The sequence below is a fragment of the Spiroplasma endosymbiont of Panzeria rudis genome (genome assembly GCF_964019705.1).
GTDB classification, from domain to species: Bacteria; Bacillota_I; Bacilli_A; order Mycoplasmatales; family VBWQ01; genus Spiroplasma_E; species Spiroplasma_E ixodetis_A.
Genome location: NZ_OZ026460.1, coordinates 371088 through 387945, shown reverse-complemented (window position 1 = coordinate 387945; position 16858 = coordinate 371088). Strand labels below are relative to the sequence as shown.

General features: G+C 23.7%; 17 protein-coding genes. 12 read left to right on the top strand and 5 right to left on the bottom strand.

Annotation, left to right across the window (positions count from 1 at the left end):
- Positions 1–3: 3 nt before the first annotated feature.
- Complete coding sequence (locus tag AACK89_RS02150; RefSeq protein WP_281749630.1) at positions 4–1242, top strand: IS256 family transposase; 1239 nt, start codon at positions 4–6, stop codon at positions 1240–1242.
- A 147-nt stretch (positions 1243–1389) separates the two neighbouring features.
- On the opposite strand, the gene AACK89_RS02145 is transcribed toward AACK89_RS02150, so the two are convergent.
- Positions 1390–2358, bottom strand: coding sequence for a hypothetical protein (locus AACK89_RS02145; protein WP_338978946.1), 969 nt, complete (start codon positions 2356–2358; stop codon positions 1390–1392).
- Between the two features lie 277 nt (positions 2359–2635).
- On the opposite strand from AACK89_RS02145, the gene AACK89_RS02140 reads away from it, so the two are divergent.
- The 3 genes from AACK89_RS02140 to AACK89_RS02130 all read left to right on the top strand — a co-directional run bounded on the left by AACK89_RS02140 (position 2636) and on the right by AACK89_RS02130 (position 5327).
- On the top strand, positions 2636–3820 hold the full coding sequence (locus AACK89_RS02140; protein WP_338978944.1) for a prolipoprotein diacylglyceryl transferase: 1185 nt from the start codon (positions 2636–2638) through the stop codon (positions 3818–3820).
- Positions 3821–3940: 120 nt separating this feature from the next.
- On the top strand, positions 3941–4249 hold the full coding sequence (locus AACK89_RS02135; RefSeq protein ID WP_174480536.1) for a hypothetical protein: 309 nt from the start codon (positions 3941–3943) through the stop codon (positions 4247–4249).
- A 19-nt stretch (positions 4250–4268) separates the two neighbouring features.
- Positions 4269–5327, top strand: a complete 1059-nt coding sequence (locus AACK89_RS02130) for an MSC_0882 family membrane protein (protein WP_338978943.1) — start codon at positions 4269–4271, stop codon at positions 5325–5327.
- A gap of 138 nt (positions 5328–5465) precedes the next feature.
- Here the strand turns inward: AACK89_RS02130 and AACK89_RS07655 are convergent, their stop codons facing one another.
- Positions 5466–5537 (bottom strand): IS3 family transposase, encoded by a 72-nt coding sequence (locus AACK89_RS07655; protein WP_422397455.1) that lies wholly within the window; start codon positions 5535–5537, stop codon positions 5466–5468.
- A gap of 79 nt (positions 5538–5616) precedes the next feature.
- On the opposite strand from AACK89_RS07655, the gene AACK89_RS02125 reads away from it, so the two are divergent.
- Positions 5617–6737, top strand: a protein-coding gene (locus AACK89_RS02125) for an IS3 family transposase (RefSeq protein WP_338977698.1) whose coding sequence is annotated in 2 segments (ribosomal slippage) — positions 5617–5860 and positions 5860–6737 — 1122 coding nt in all. Because the reading frame shifts where the segments join, the coding sequence is not laid out codon by codon here.
- A 119-nt stretch (positions 6738–6856) separates the two neighbouring features.
- Complete coding sequence (locus AACK89_RS02120; protein ID WP_338978942.1) at positions 6857–7687, top strand: hypothetical protein; 831 nt, start codon at positions 6857–6859, stop codon at positions 7685–7687.
- A gap of 168 nt (positions 7688–7855) precedes the next feature.
- Here AACK89_RS02120 and AACK89_RS02115 read toward each other — a convergent pair whose 3' ends face one another.
- On the bottom strand, positions 7856–8284 hold the full coding sequence (locus AACK89_RS02115; protein ID WP_338978940.1) for a hypothetical protein: 429 nt from the start codon (positions 8282–8284) through the stop codon (positions 7856–7858).
- A 246-nt stretch (positions 8285–8530) separates the two neighbouring features.
- Here AACK89_RS02115 and topA point away from each other — a divergent pair, with 246 nt between their 5' ends.
- From topA to AACK89_RS02095, 4 genes are all read left to right on the top strand, one after another.
- Positions 8531–10492, top strand: a complete 1962-nt coding sequence (topA, locus tag AACK89_RS02110) for a type I DNA topoisomerase (protein ID WP_338978939.1) — start codon at positions 8531–8533, stop codon at positions 10490–10492.
- A 9-nt stretch (positions 10493–10501) separates the two neighbouring features.
- On the top strand, positions 10502–11425 hold the full coding sequence (gene truB, locus AACK89_RS02105) for a tRNA pseudouridine(55) synthase TruB (protein ID WP_252320746.1): 924 nt from the start codon (positions 10502–10504) through the stop codon (positions 11423–11425).
- Positions 11418–12302, top strand: coding sequence for a riboflavin biosynthesis protein RibF (ribF, locus tag AACK89_RS02100; RefSeq protein WP_338959141.1), 885 nt, complete (start codon positions 11418–11420; stop codon positions 12300–12302). The genes truB and ribF overlap by 8 nt, the downstream gene beginning before the upstream one ends.
- A gap of 137 nt (positions 12303–12439) precedes the next feature.
- Positions 12440–12742, top strand: a complete 303-nt coding sequence (locus AACK89_RS02095; protein WP_338978938.1) for a hypothetical protein — start codon at positions 12440–12442, stop codon at positions 12740–12742.
- Positions 12743–12792: 50 nt separating this feature from the next.
- Here the strand turns inward: AACK89_RS02095 and AACK89_RS02090 are convergent, their stop codons facing one another.
- Complete coding sequence (locus AACK89_RS02090; protein WP_338978937.1) at positions 12793–13596, bottom strand: phosphotransferase; 804 nt, start codon at positions 13594–13596, stop codon at positions 12793–12795.
- A 65-nt stretch (positions 13597–13661) separates the two neighbouring features.
- Here AACK89_RS02090 and AACK89_RS02085 point away from each other — a divergent pair, with 65 nt between their 5' ends.
- On the top strand, positions 13662–14213 hold the full coding sequence (locus AACK89_RS02085) for a cob(I)yrinic acid a,c-diamide adenosyltransferase (RefSeq protein ID WP_338978936.1): 552 nt from the start codon (positions 13662–13664) through the stop codon (positions 14211–14213).
- Complete coding sequence (rdgB, locus tag AACK89_RS02080) at positions 14213–14806, top strand: RdgB/HAM1 family non-canonical purine NTP pyrophosphatase (protein ID WP_338978935.1); 594 nt, start codon at positions 14213–14215, stop codon at positions 14804–14806. The genes AACK89_RS02085 and rdgB overlap by 1 nt, the downstream gene beginning before the upstream one ends.
- A 949-nt stretch (positions 14807–15755) precedes the next feature.
- Here the strand turns inward: rdgB and AACK89_RS02075 are convergent.
- Positions 15756–16855, bottom strand: a protein-coding gene (locus AACK89_RS02075; RefSeq protein WP_338977768.1) for an IS3 family transposase whose coding sequence is annotated in 2 segments (ribosomal slippage) — positions 15756–16612 and positions 16612–16855 — 1101 coding nt in all. Because the reading frame shifts where the segments join, the coding sequence is not laid out codon by codon here.
- Positions 16856–16858 lie beyond the last annotated feature (3 nt).

Genomic DNA, 16858 nt, shown 5'->3' with positions numbered 1-16858 from the left:
CAGATGGCTAAAAAAGATAACTTTAATAATAATGATCCAATATCAAAAGCAGTAGATTTATTACTAGAAAATACTGAAGATTTAACAACAGTTTTTAAACCTGGCGGTTTATATAAAGAATTAACAAAAAGATTAGTTGAAAAAATGTTGAATTCTGAAATGCAAAATTATTTAGGATATGAAAAAAATCAACATAGTACTACTGAAAATGCTCGTAATGGTACAAGTTCAAAAAAATTAATAACTCAACAAGGTAAAATTGAAATTGATGTACCAAGAGATCGCAATAGTAATTTTACTCCTGTAATAGTTCCTAAAAGGCAAAGAAGATTTGATGGTTTTGATCAACAAGTTCTTTCCTTGTATGCAAAAGGAATGACATTATCTGACATTAGAATGCAGTTGCAAGAGTTATATCATGGTGCTGATATTAGTGAAAGTGTTATTAGTCAAATTACTGATGATGTTATTGATGATGTTAAAGCATGACAAAATCGACCATTAGAAAGTATTTATCCTATTGTTTATTTTGATTGTATAGTAGTTAAAGTACGACAAGATAAACGGATTATTAACAAATCAGTTTATATAGCATTAGGAGTTGATTTAGAAGGCAAAAAAGATGTTTTAGGATTATGAATTAGTGAAAATGAAGGTTCTAAGTTTTGATTATCTAATTTCACAGAAATGAAAAATCGTGGCTTAAATGATATTCTTATTGCTTGTAGTGATAATTTAACAGGCATGTCAGAAGCAATACAATCAGTTTATCCTAAAACAGAACATCAATTATGCATTGTTCATCAAATTAGAAATAGTTTAAAATATGTTTCATACAAACATCGAAAAGGTCTAGTTGCAGATTTAAAACCAATTTATAGTGCATGTAGTGAAGAACAAGCAATGCAAGCTTTAGAATCGTTTGAAAGTAAATGAAATAAACAATATCCTCAAATTACTAAATCTTGATATAAAAATTGAGATAATTTAATGGTTTTTATTAGTTATCCAGTAGAAATCAAAAGAGTGATTTATACTACAAATGCTATTGAATCTGTTAATAGTCAATTACGAAAAATCATCAGAAATAAAAAAGTTTTTCCTAATGATATGGCAGTTTTCAAAATATTTTACTTGGCAATTGAAAATATAACAAAAAAATGAACATTGCCTATTCAAAATTGAAATACAGCAATTGCTCATTTTATGATAAAATTTGAAGACAGAATTAATCTAAATTAGTAACTTTGTAAAACAAAGATACACAGATTATTAAAAAGCCTCTATAAAAAATTAAAATGATTTATAATTTTACTATTAAATTTTTCAATAAGTATTACAATTTTTTTTAAAAAAGAACTAACTTAAAATTAGTTATTTTAAATTAGATTATTTATTTTTATATATTCCATCAGTAGTTGTTGCATAAATAGTAAAATTATTAGAATTATAAATCAATTCGTTAATTGAATTTAGTTTATTTTCATTCATTAAATTAAAGTTGTTTTCTTTATAACTTTTTCATATATTACCATCTTTATCACCAACTAAAACTCCTGTTCCAAAAGTTATTACTGTTGTATTTATTGTTTCTAAAGTTTGCTTATATGGTAAAAAATTAGCAATAGTAACACGTTTATAATAAACTTTTTTACTGTTGTTAGTAACAAAGACTGTTTCTTTATTATCAACAGCAATGCTTGTAATACCACCATCTTCTAGTTGCTCAACTAAATTAAAAGGATTATCCCCAATACTTTTAAAAATCATTCCTTCTGTATTACCGGCATAAATTAAGCCATTTTTAGTTGTTTTTAAAACTGTAATGTTACCTGTTGCCCCATCTATTTTTTCTAATTCAGTTGTTGGACTTGAATTAGTATATACCCCTTCATTTGTTCCTATATAAATATTATTTTCTTTGTCAAAAGTCATTGCTAATAATTGGTGTGAACTTAAAGTATATTTTTCAGCAAGTTGATCATTTTTAAGAATATAAACTTTTAATTCATTATTTTTTTCATTATAAGTTCCAACGTAAATTGTTCCATTAGGTGTTGTAATTAGTGATTTTATTTTATAATCATAATTAAGTAAATTTATTTCTTCAAAAGATTGACCATTGTCACTTTTATAAACAATACCTTTATTATTAACAGCATAAGTTTGCTCACCGTTAAAAGTTAAACTATTAATTTCACCAGTAGTGCCTGTCATTTTGTTAAAACTAATTTTAGAAACATTGTTTTTATTTAAAAAAGTAGTATTTTGATTGCTATTAATTATTTTATTATTTGATAATATCATCCCTAAACTTGTAACACTGGTAATTAATAATAACAATTGTTTAAATTTCATTTTCATTCCCCCTTTTTTTAAAAAATAAATTAAGATTTATCAAAAATACATTATTTTTTGTATTTGTTTTTTGGTAAATCTTAATTTAAGTTTATATTTGCAAAAAATAATATACAATAAAAAATCTAAAAAAATGTGAATTACAATTACACTTTATCAAAATTATATATGCAATATGTATTGTTTGTCTTTATTTATATTGTGATTCTTAGTTAGTTATGGTATTCTATTATGGTATTCTATATTAAAAGATGGTCTTGTAAGTGAGGTGTTTGTTATGTTAAATTTAGATTTTGTTGGACCTCACGGCATTACTGATACTTATGGTGGATGATTTCATGTTTATGCATTTGCTATTATGTCAGGTATTTTTGCTTCAATTATTGCTTCTTGAGTAAAATTTAAACGTTATCGTGTTCCTACTGATTCTTTAGCATGATCAATAATATTTATTATTCCTGCTTCATTATTTGGTGCTAGTTTTCTTGGTAAGGATGATCCTGATAAGTCAATTAGTTTTTTTGAAAAATTTGCATTTTGAAAACCAGGGATGTCTATTCATGGTGGTGTTTTATTTGGCATTATTGCTGGTGCAATTATTTTTTACTTTGTTGGTCGTAAGTATAAAATATCATTATGAATATATGGCGATTTAATTATTCCTAATATTTTATTAGGGCAGATATTAGGACGTTGAGGTAATTTCTTTAATCATGAATTACTTGGTAACGTTGTAAGTTATGATTCATTATCATGATTACCTGCTTTTATTCGTGATAATTGTTTTAAATTAATTGGTGGACCAAGTGGTAATCCCGAAACGATTAATGGTGAAATTGTTTATCGTGCACCAATATTTCTTTATGAATCAATTGCTAATTTAGGTTTATGATTAGCGATTACATTTATTGTTCCAAATCTTGGTAAATGATTTGGTAAAAAGCCATGAAAAGTGGAACCAGATAAGTTTCAATTTGATTTTAAAGATAATTTTAAATACTGAGGAAAAATAACTTTTAATCCAAAATATTGAAATAAAGTAAATCGTGACCCAAAGCATTTGACTTGAACTAAAATGTGAAATGAAGTTTACTATTATAATCAAGTACCAAAAAATGTAGTAAATAAAGCATTAGCAGAAGTCAAACTTTCTGGTAAGAAAATTAATGATTATATAAATAAAAGCAAAAAACTTTATGAAATAAATAATCCACATCATTATCGAATGATGCATGCAGGTGTTCAAATGGGACTTTACTTTTTTGGATGAAATTTAATTAGATTTATTTTAGAGTTACAGCGCCCACCAGAAGATTTATTTTTAATTAATCGTCCAATCCTTGATTATACAATTTTATTATTGATTACTTTCTTTGGTCTGTTTCTAGCAATATTTGCACAATTTGTTGCAGCAAAATATTTACGTAGCGAAGGATGAACATATGAAAAAGAATATTATTAATATTCTTTTTTATTATTAAAATAATTATTATAACAGAAAATAAGCTATTAAATAGATAATATTAATTAGATTTGGTGTTTTTGTTATAATATTTATATACTAATGTATGAGGTGAAATTAGTGTTAGCAGTAGTAAGTGATGATAGTAGTACTAATACCATTAAGTTTTTAGGTTTTGAGATTCCAATTACTACTTTTTTATATTCAATGGGTGGGTTAGCACTTTTGATTTTTCTGTTATTATTATCAATTTTATTAATAATGTATTTACGCAAAAGGATTTCTATTAAAGGATACTTAAGTTTAGAAGAAAAAGATTATCAATTTGAAGATAAAATTTTGGAAATTGAACATGAAATTGCCAAATTACAAAGAAAATTTTATTCAAGTAAACATATTTCTAAAAAGACAAAAAAATATTTTAACTAATTAAATGTAGGTGATGTATATGTCTAAAATAAAATTTAAATTATTTGATAAATTTTTTTCACAAAAAAATAGGTTATCAGATAAAGAAGATTATCAAAAATCAACTAATAATAACACTTATTTTAGCAATGTTGTACCACCAATTAATAAAAATAAAGAAAATATTCATAATTCTGATTTTAATGAAAACGATTATAATGAAAAAAAATATGATGGTAAAAATATACAAGTTACTAGTTCTTATATAATACCTTTACAAGAAAAAAAGACAGTGCCGATCAATGAAAACTTTACTAAAGAAAAAGATATGTATTATGATCAACCACAAACATTTAATACTATGGAAATAGTTAGTTATAAAAATAGTTTTAAAATTCCAAAACCAATTAGCAGAGAAATTAAATCAGAGAAGCTAAAACAATTGATTTTATTATTTATTGGTGTTATGACATTAATTATTGCTTCAACTTTTATTAGTTTATATTTTGGTATGATTAACATAAAAATTATTCCTCATCCTGTAATTACTATTCCATTAGCAATTATTGCTCTTACTATTATTTTGATTAATATTATTGAATTTGTGACATTAAGAAGAGAAGTGGATTTATATATTGAAAGAACACTAAAAGGATCGCTATTACCTCCTAATTTTATAATTAGAAATTATCGTAAAATTCATGCTAACTTGATAATTATTAATTGAATAAGTATTAGTAGTTATATTGTTCTTGGTATTATTATTGGCATTATGTTTTTGATTAGTGGTCAGAAATTAACTTTTATTATTCAAAAATGAACAGTTAATGTTCCTGATATTATTAAAGATGCAATAACATTAACAATTATTTTAGGTGTTATTTTCTTTATTCATATGATTAATATTGTTATTTTTAAATTTCGTAAACGTAATATTATAAGTTATTATGGCTATGAAATTATTAATCCACAAGAGTTAAATCAGTACAAAAAAAAGATAAATAGAATATGTATGATTATTACTATTGGTTTTACTGCTTTAATATTTTTTGCAATTGTTATTCCAATATTTGTATTAAAAAGAAGAAAGAAAAAGTAGTTATTATTTATAATATATATATATATATATAGTAATAATCATTTTTATAAGGTGTTAATTATGTCAAAAAATTTAAATAAATGAGGAAGAGAAACAATGGAATGGCAACCCTTTTTAGGACTATTTTTTGGTAGACATTTATTTTTGATAATTAACTGGAGTTAAGTAGTTTAAAGTGCTGTGAATTCTTATGTTGTTATATCAGTTGATGTATGGATGGGTTACACTTTATTGGACACTAATTACGTAGACAAGTGAACAAATTAGTGAAAAGAAAGGAACTATAATTATGGCCAATATTAACTCATATTCAGATGAATTTAAAAAACAAATAGTAGCTTTATATCAAAGTGGTAAGTCAGTGTCTTGTCTTGCTAAAGAGTACAATGTTACAAGAGCAGCTACTTACAATTGAATTAAGCAATTTACTAATTCAGGCAGTTTTAAAACTAAAGATAATCGTTCTGTTGAAGAAAATGAATTAATTAAATTAAGAAAAGAATTAAAACAGTTACGAATGGAAAATGACATTTTAAAGCAAGCAGCACTAATAATAGGCAGAAAATAGAAATTATTGCTAAAAATAAAGTTAAATATAAAATTCGTAAAATGTGTCGTTTTTTAAAAATTTCTAAATCAACATATTATTTTAATTTAAATAAAAAAGAAGATAAAATTAAAAATAATATGTATGATGAAGCTGTTATTAGTGCTTTTAAAGAAAATAAAGAAGTTTATGGAACAAGAAGATTAAAAGTTGTTCTAGAAAATAAAGGAATTTATTTATCAAGACGAAAAATTAAAAAAATTATGAATAAACATAATTTAATATCAAAATACACTAAATTATCATTCAAAAATCATAATAACAGAGTTAATAATAGTCAAGTAACAAATCTTGTTAATAGAAATTTTAATAATAGGGTTAAAAATGAAGTTATTGTCAGTGATTTAACTTATGTTCAAGTTAATGGCAAATGAAACTATATTTGCCTATTAATAGACTTATTTAACCGCGAAATTATTGGACATAGTGTTGGATTTAAAAAAGATGCATCATTAGTATATCAAGCATTTATGCAATCAAATCGCTGTTTAAAAAATATACAAATATTTCATAGTGATCGCGGTAATGAATTTAATAATAAAATTATTAATAATCTTTTATTAGCATTCAACATTAATCGTTCTTTAAGCAAAAAAGGTTGTCCTTATGACAATGCTGTTGCTGAAGCAACTTTCAAAACTTTTAAGACCGAATTTATCAATGATAAAAATTTTACATCATTAATCCAATTAAAATTAGAATTATTTGATTATATCAATTGATACAACAACATAAGAATCCACAGCACTTTAAACTACTTAACCCCCATTAAATATCAAACACAAATGTCCACCAAAAAATAGTCCTAAAAAGGGTTGCCATTCCAATTACTTTCAATGAATTCCAAAATAAAAAATGTCAACTTAAAAGTTGTTAAGAAAATATTTTTAGTCATAGTTTAGATTTAAATTATTTTAAAAAAATGATTTCTGAACATTTAACAAATTTAAATAAATTAGAACAAGAACAAGAGTTATTTAAATTTAGTAACTCTATATATGCAGATGATTTTTGTAAAAATTATTTAATTAAGATATACTTATCTTATCTAAAAGAAATTGATTTTATTAATTTTTTAGTTCCCCATTCTAATGAATCAATAGAATCATGATTTTTCAATTTTTTAATACATAATAAAACTAATGATGAATGATTAAGATACTATCATGATAATAAAGGACCCGATATTTTAAGACCTAGTTTAAAAAAAATAATTCCTAATACATTTTTGAAACAACCAATTACCGAAAAATTTTCAAAAGTGCATAATATTGATAGTGAAATTAGATGATTTAATGAATCTACACATTATTTATCTATTCCTATAATTATAAGAAAGAATTATATTTTAAAAGAATATATAGGTACTACAAAAGAACAAGGTAGATTAAATGGCCCAGATTTTATTTTAGAAAATATAAATAATAAAAAAACATTAGGACTTGAAATTGTTGAATTAAATCCTGTGTTGTTTGTTTTTCCTAATGGAGTAAGAGATTTTGAAAAAGTTGGTAAAAAGTTAGATAAACAAATTAATGAACAAAAAGGTGGAAATTTTTATAGAAATTGAATTAATTTAATTAAAATAGTTGAAGATAAAATTAATAAGTGAAAAAAATTTCAAAAAACTGATGAAAAGGCAATTGGAATAATATTAAATAATTCAGTTCCCGATATTTGATATTATATTTTTGAAATATCTTTAAAATTTTCCAAATTTAATAATGAAATTGATTATTTTTTTATTCTTTAAAACAAAATTATTTTTTTTATTTTGAAATGATTATTTTAGTAAATTTATTTTTTATGAAAGCAATAAAAGAATTTTAGAAAACAATTATTAGTAGATGAAATTAATGATTATAGATTGACATATTATAATAAAAGTTACCTAATGGTAACTTTTATTATAATTAAATTTTTAAATATGATTACTTCCATAAGAAGGTAAATCAATTATTGCTCATTCATCTTCATCATTTATTGCTTCTTTTGCATCATCTAACATATCATATTCTTCTTCAACATTTTTGCTATTGTTATTATCTAATGTCATATTACATTTATATTTACTTATATTACTTGCTTCATTATTTACTAGATTGTTTGAGTCTAATGTAGTTTTTTCTTTATATTCATCTAAATATTTTTTTTCATTTTCATTTTTTTCTATTACTTTTATATTTAATTCTTGTTTTTTATTTTTGTAAAAATTTCATGAATAGTAACCAATTCCACCAGCAAGACACACTAATCCCACTGTAAGAGGATTATTTGGAAGTATTGATTTTAATAAATTAGAAAGTATTTCAGAATTAATTTCGCTCTCATTTGTGTTTAAAAATTTCATTTTTATGTTCCTTTCAAATCAAAATAAAAACCTATTTATTTACAAAAATAAATAGGATAAAAACTTATATTAAATTTTTACTAAATAAATATAGCATAATTTATATATTAATTGTTAATAAGTTATTTAAAATTTTTATAAAAAAGCATATATCCAAAAAAATATTGACTTTCGCGTTAAAGTTATATATATTACAAAATAGTATTTGAATAAAGTTAATAAATTATATATAGAGGAAGATATAAGATGCCATCAAAATTAGTAATCATGGAATCTCCAGTTAAAAGTAAAGCAGTACAATCATATTTAGGTAATGATTATTTAGTGTTATCTTCGGATGGACACATTCGTAATTTAGCAATTAAAGGTCAATATGGTTTGGGAATTGATTTAGAAACTTTTGAACCAATTTACAAAATTGATCGCAAAAAAATGCCAAAGGTAAAAGAATTAAAAAGTAAATTAAAAAGTATTACTCATGTTTATCTAGCAACCGATCATGATCGCGAAGGAGAAGCAATTGCTTATCATTTAGATCAAGTATTAGCAACAAGTAATATATCATCACGAATAACTTTTAATGAAATTACTAAAGATGCAATTTTAACAGCATTTAAATCTCCACATAGTATTGATTTACCATTAGTTCGTAGTCAAGAAGCAAGAAGAATGGTTGATCGTATCATTGGTTTTCGCTTAAGTAATCTATTACAAAAAAAGATCGGTTCACGTAGTGCAGGGAGAGTACAATCAGTAGCATTAAAATTAATAGCAACAAGAGAACGTGAAATTACTAATTTTATTAGTAAAGAATTTTGAACAATTAATAGTACTTATCAAAAAAAAATAATATTAAATTGTGAAAAATATAAAGAAGAACTGTTAGTTATTAATAATGAACAAGAAGCAGTTGCTATTAAAAATGCATTAAGTGATAGTTATCAAGTAATTTCTGTTACTGAACAAAATCGTAAGCGTAATTCATTAAATCCATTTACTACTAGTAGTTTATTACAAGCAGCATCAACGCAATTAAATTTTAGTACTGCTAAAACAACGCTTATTGCTCAGCAATTGTATGAAGGAATTGATGTTAATGGAACACTTACCGGATTTATTAGTTATCCTCGTACTGATTCAATACGTTTAAATGATAAATTTATTGAAAATGCCAAAACATTAATTGTTAATGAATATGGTGACCAATATCTTGGGCAGAAGAAAGAACAGACTAATAAAAAAAATGTGCAAGATGCTCATGAAGCAATCAGACCAACTGATTTAACAATGAATAATAAACGTGCTATTGATTTTTTAAATAAAGATCAATTAAAACTTTATAATTTAATTTATTTTCGTGCCCTTAGTTCATTAATGGCACCAGCACAATTAATTAGTACTACTGTTTTATTTAAAAATAATGATTATCAATTTCGTTTAACAGGACAACAAATCAAGTTTAAAGGATTTTTAACGCTTGATATAGAAAGTCTTGAAAATGAAGAACTTTTAGTTTTACCAAAATTTGAAAAAAATCAAATTATTAAAGTTGAGTCAGTAAATTTACAGCAACACTTTACTAAACCAAAACCAAGATACACAGAAGCTAAATTAATTAAAACATTAGAAGAACTAGGAATTGGTCGACCATCAACTTATAATCCAATTATGAACACTATTAAAGAACGCGGTTATGTTATTATTGAAAATAAGTCTTTTAAAGCTACTGAGAAAGGTCTTTTAACTAATGATAAACTTCAAGAGTTTTTTTATGATATTATTAATGAGACATATACTTCACAAGTTGAAACTCAATTAGATCAAATTGCTCATGGTAATTTTGATATGCATCAAGTGGTAAAAGACTTTTGAGTTAAGTTTGAACCAAGGATTGATGATGCTTTTGATAAAATGACTGAGTTTAAAATTAAACCAGTTTTATTAGATCAAGATTGTCCACTTTGTGGTGCCCCACTTGTGCAAAGAACAGGAAGATATGGTAAATTTAACGGTTGTTCAGCATTTCCAAAATGTCGATATATTCAAAAACAATTAGAAAAAATTAAACCTTGTTTAGTATGTACAGATGGTTGAATGGTTGTTAAATCTTCAAAACAAAATCGAAAATTTTTAGGGTGTACTAATTATCCAAATTGTAAACATGTTGAAAAGTATCAAGAAATAGCTTCTGATAAAGAAGTAAAGTAGGTGAAACGCATGTTAAAAGATTATATATTATTAATAGATAAACCTTCATTTATGACATCACAAGATTGTCTTGTTGTTATTAAAAAACGTTTGAAATTAAATAAAATTGGTCATACAGGTACGTTAGATCCTTTAGCAACAGGACTAATGGTAGTACTTGTGAATGAAGCAACCAAAATTAGTGATTTTATTTTAAAAAGTGATAAAGTTTACATTGCAAAAATGCAACTATTTTTAAAAACCGACACCGGCGATATTACTGGTAAAATTATTGAATCAAAACCACATCTTGATTTAAAAGAATCAGAAATTGTTAAAGCACTTGAATTTTATAATAATCGTCAATATGAGCAAATAATTCCTGCTTATGCAGCAGTTAAAATTAATGGTAAAAAACTTTATGAATATGCTCGCGAGAATATTCCTGTTGAATTACCAAAACGTAAGGTTTATATTAAATCTTTAAAATTAATTAGTTTTAATAATGATTTAGTTACTTTTGAAGTAGTATGTTCAAAAGGAACTTATGTTCGAGCTTTGGTTACTGACATTGCTAGAATTTTACATACATCAGCAACTTTAACTTATTTGAGAAGAATTCATCAATCGGGTTTTGATTTAAGTAATGCCTTAAATTTAGATGTTATCAATGAAGAAACAGTTAGTAAAAATCATATTAGTATTTATGATGGTGTTAAAAATATTATGCCAGCGATTGTTGTTGATAATAGTAAAAGTGTTATTGATGGTAAACCTTTAGTTATTGATAGTACTAATGAGCCATATGTTTTAGTTGTTAATTCTGAACATTTGCCATTAGCTATTTATCGTAATCAAAAAAATAATTTATACGTAAGCCAACGAGGTTTTAAATGTAATGAAGATATTAAAATTGAAAAATCTAAATATTCAAAATCAAAAATTGATGTCTAAACCAATTATTGCTTGTTGAGGATTTTTTGATGGTATTCATCAAGGTCATCAAGCCTTATTTAAACAATTATTAGTTAATTCAACAATAAATAATTATCAAACATGTATTATTAGTTTTGATAGAAAACCACAAAGTGTAATTAGTAATAAAAATAATGAGGTTTTATTAAGTAATGAAGATAAAATTAAAACAATTGCTAAATATAATTTTGATTATTATTGGGAAATTAAGTTTAGTAAAGAAATAGCAACACTTTCACCAGAGCAATTTATTTCGTGATTATTGGCAAATAATGTTAAAGCAGTAGTTGTTAATCCAAATATTAGGTTTGGTTATCAAGGGCAAGGTAATATTAAAACATTACAACAATCTTCATTACAAGTTTATCTTTGTAATGATATTATTGTTAATAATAACAAAGTTTCTTCAACTTATATTAAACAACTTTTACAAAATAAAGATATTAGTAGTGCTAATCTTTGTTTACAACAAGAGCCATATACAATTAGTGGTAAAGTAGTTCATGGTATTAAAGAGGCTAGAACGATTAATTTTCCAACTGCTAATTTATCGTTATTAACAAACTATGCACTACCAGGTCTTGCTACTTATATTACGCTTACTGAAGTAGATAATAAATGATATCAAAGTATGACAGTAATTATGTTACGTAATAATAAGCCGTTAGTTGAAACTTACTTATTAAACTTTAATCAAGATTTATATGGAAAAATCATTAAAGTTAGATTTTTAGATTTTCTTCGTGATAATTTAAAATTTACTAATTTAGATGATTTAAAAAAACAAGTGGATAAAGATTTAATAGAAACAATTAAATATTTTGCTAATTCTAGTAGTAAATTATTAAAGCCATAATAATTGTGATATTCTTTATATTTACAATAATTATTAAACATTATAAATACTATTTATTAAAAACTATTTCCAGTAAAATTAAATTTTATTGTATATGCTAATGAAAAATAAAAAAGAAAAAAGGGAGTAAATAAATAATGAAATATTGAGTAAAAGAATTTATAAATCAAATAAAAGATAATAATGAAATTTGTGCAAACTGTGATTATAAAGAAAATTTACATAAAAATATTACTTCAAATGATAATTGTCAAATTGTAAATGATGAAAGAATGCCATTGTTACAAGAACACACTTCAAATAATAAATGTATAGTTATTGAAATAGAATCAAACATTTCAGCTGTTAATAATATAGTAGAAATAAATTTACAAGGAAAACAAATTGAACAAAAAAAACAGACTACTAATAAATTACCTAATTATGGTTCAATTTGTTAAGAAGTTAAAACTACATAATCAGACTTAAAATGATGAATTATTTAAATAACTTATTTTAATAGATTAGTTAATTTACTTTCACTAATTTCTTTATATATGTTTAAATTAGTTTGTTCGTATAAATAACAAGCTCAATAATATCAAATTAAATTTTGATAATTCATTCATTTTTTAGCAATAATTGTTTGTTCATTATTTAAATTAAAACAATTAAATCAAGTATTAATTTCGGTTTCAGAAGTTAAACTTTCAGAAGCAAAAGAGGCAATATCAAATAATTCATCATTTCAACAGGCAAAATCTCAATCAATTAAATATCAGCAATTATTTTTTTTAACAAAATTATTTAATGTTAAATCATTATGAGATAAAACAATTGTTGTTGGTTGATAAGTAGCAATTCATTTGATTACCTCACTGGTTATTTTTTCTAAGCAAGGATTACTAGTAGTTAAATTACAGTATAAATTAAGTTGTTCTAAGCCTTTTCAAGTTTTAATTAATGATTTATTATCAAATTTAATATTATGTAGTTGTTTTACCAATGATGAAATTTGTTCTAATATTTGTTTATTAATTATTTGTTCGCTTAAATTAATTAAATTATGATAATATGGCATTAAGGTTAATAGTTTATTATTATTAATATTGACTTCATTAATAGGTAATGTAAATTTTTTTGATTTAATTAATTTAATAACATTAATTTGATTTGTAAAATTCAAAAAAGGTTGCAAAATATCTTTAGATTGTTTTAAAAAAAAATGTTTATTTACTAAAAATAAGTCATTGGTTAAACCTTTTGTTTTTAATAGTTCTAATTGATATGGTGGTTTAATAGTTTTAAATTTCAAAATGACACCTCTATTTTGCTTGTATTGTCCGTAATAAAATTATACAATTTATTAAATAAAAATTATTGAAAGTAAGTGATAGTATGTTAAAAAAAGGTTATATTCATATTTATAAAGGTGAAGGAAGAGGTAAAACCTCAATTCTTAATGGTATGGTAATTAGAGCATTGGGTAATAATCTTAATGTTAGTTACTTACGTTTTTTAAAAAATCGTCCTTCTGGTGAAATTAATTTTTTAAAACAAAATACTAAACTTAAAATTGAAAGTTTTTATGAATCTTCGCAAAAATTTTTTTGAGAAATGGATGAAGAAGAAAAAAATAAATTAAAACAAGAAACTAATTATGGTCTTACTAGATTAAAACTGTTAAGTCAAAGTGATAATACTGATCTTATTGTTGTTGATGAAATTTTAGGGTGTATTCAAAATAATTTGATTAAAGAACAAGACTTAATTGAAATTTTAAAAAATAAAAAAAGACATATTGAAATTGCATTATCTGGTAGATATGCATCTTTTGCCTTAGAACAATGTGCTAATTTAATTAGTGAAGTTAAATCAATTAAACATTATTTTGAACAAGGTCAAATTGCTCGTGAAGGGATTGATTATTAATGACTGCTAAAACCTTATGGTTTGCATCTAATAATATCGGTAAAATTAATGAATTAAAGAGTATATTACAAACAAAGGGATATAATGTCAAATCAATGTTAGATCTTAATTCTCCTCTTGAAATTAATGAAACAGGTACATCATTTATTGAAAATGCAATTTTAAAAGCAACAACACTTGCAAAATTAGTGAATGGTCCTGTTATTGCTGATGATTCAGGATTAGAAATATTGGCTTTAAATAATTTTCCTGGTATTAACTCAGCACGATGAAAGGGAGAAATGTCCTATCATGATGCAATGTTAGACATTTTAGAACAAATGGAAGGTGAAACTAATCGTGCAGCAGTATTTATTTCTGCTATTGCTTATGTTGATTTTGATCATAAGATTACTAAAGCATTTATTGGTAAACTTGAAGGTGAAATCACTACTGAGATAAAAGGTAATGATGGTTTTGGTTACGATCAAATATTTTATGTTCCAGTAGTACATGCTACTTTAGGTGAATTGTCATTAGCAGATAAAAATAAAATTTCTCATCATAATTCAGCAATTGAGCAATTATTAACATTTTTACAAGAACAAAATTAGATAGTTAAAATGAAAATAAAAAGGATGATTTAATTTTGTCATAATCATTAACAGATTCATAATTACCATTATTAACTAATAATAACAATAATATTAAAACTACCACTACTCCTATTTGAAAATCAGGAATAAAACCATTTAGTTTAATTAGTTTATCATGAACAGTTTCAATAATTATGTCACCAATTGTGGCAATAACTAACTATTGAAAAAATACTACCAAATTTGAATTTGTAAATGGATGAAATGACTTTATTATGAGACCCACTACTTTTATTAGTAGTGAATTAATTAATTCTTTTTTATAGTTTTTCTTTTTTAAAGATTAATTTTTGTTTAGAAACTATTTTAAATAATAGTTTAAGTAAAATAGATAAATTAAAAAAATTTAGTAAAGATACTATGTTAGTTATATCATTTTAGTAATAGTTTACTTGCTTATTTTTTAGTGATATTTTTAAAAAATGAAAGAATGGTTTTATATAAAAAAATAACGCAAAATGAAGTTGATTCATTATAAGAAGTAGTTGTTATTGGATTTACTAGAACATATAATACTTTTGGTAGTGCTGAACTTTAATATTAAAACATAGTATTAGTTATGATAGTTTTTTTAATATTCAAGAAATAATAGAAAATGCTGAACGAGAGGCTACTATTAATAGTAGTCAAAAATTTAATTTTATTTCAATATAAGTTATTTTAAATTGATTTTTAAAAAGATTGTAACTTTTAAGTTACAATTTTTTTTAAATTTTTGGTAAATTTGGCTTAAATTCAGTTGTTATTGATTGATTTTGCGAATCCATGGTGTTAATTTTTGTGATTACTTGTTTTGGTCAAAATACTTCTTTTTGTTCTTTTGTAAAGAGTTCAATTTGTTCTATTGTGAATGCAGGTATTTGTTCTGGAATGGCAACCCTTTTTAGGACTATTTTTTGGTAGACATTTATTTTTGATAATTAACTGGAGTTAAGTAGTTTAAAGTGCTGTGAATTCTTATGTTGTTATATCAGTTGATGTAATCAAATAATTCTAATTTTAATTGGATTAATGATGTAAAATTTTTATCATTAATAAATTCAATTTTGAAAGTTTTAAAAGTTGCTTCAGCAACAGCGTTATCATAAGGACAACCTTTTTTGCTTAAAGAGCGATTAATATTGAATGCTAGTAAAAGTTTATCAATAATTTTATTATTAAATTCATTACCGCGATCACTATGAAATATTTGAATATCTTTTAAACAACGATTTGAGTGCATAAATGCTTGATGTACTAATGATGCATCTTTTTTAGTACCTACACTATGTCCAATAATTTCGCGGTTAAATAGGTCAATTAATAGGCAAATATAGTTTCATTTACCATTAACTTGAACATAAGTTAAATCACTAACAATAACTTCATTTTTAAGCCTATTATTAAAGTTTCTATTAACGATATTGGTTATTTGACTATCGTTGACTTTATTATGATGATTTTTGAATGATAATTTAGTGTATTTTGATATTAAATTATGTTTATTCATAATTTCTTTAATTTTTCTGCGTGACAAATAAATATTCTTTTCTTTTAGAACAACTTTTAATCTTCTTGTTCCATAAACTTCTTTATTTTCTTTAAAAGCACTAATAACAGCTTCATCATAAATATTATTTTGTTTTTTTTCTTTTTCCTTTAAATTAAAATAATATGTTGATTTAGAAAGTTTTAAAAAACGACACATTGTGCGAATTTTATATTTAACTTTATTTTTAGCAATAATTTCTATTTTCTGCCTATTATTAGTGCTGCTTGCTTTAAAATATCATTTTCCATTCGTAACTGTTTTAATTCTTTTCTTAATTTAATTAATTCATTTTCTTCAATAGAACGATTATCTTTAGTTTTAAAACTGCCTGAATTAGTAAATTGCTTAATTCAATTATAAGTAGCTGCTCTTGTAACATTGTACTCTTTAGCAAGACAAGACACTGACTTACCGCTTTGATATAAAGCTACTATTTGTTTTTTAAATTCATCGGTATATGAGTTAATATTGGCCATAAT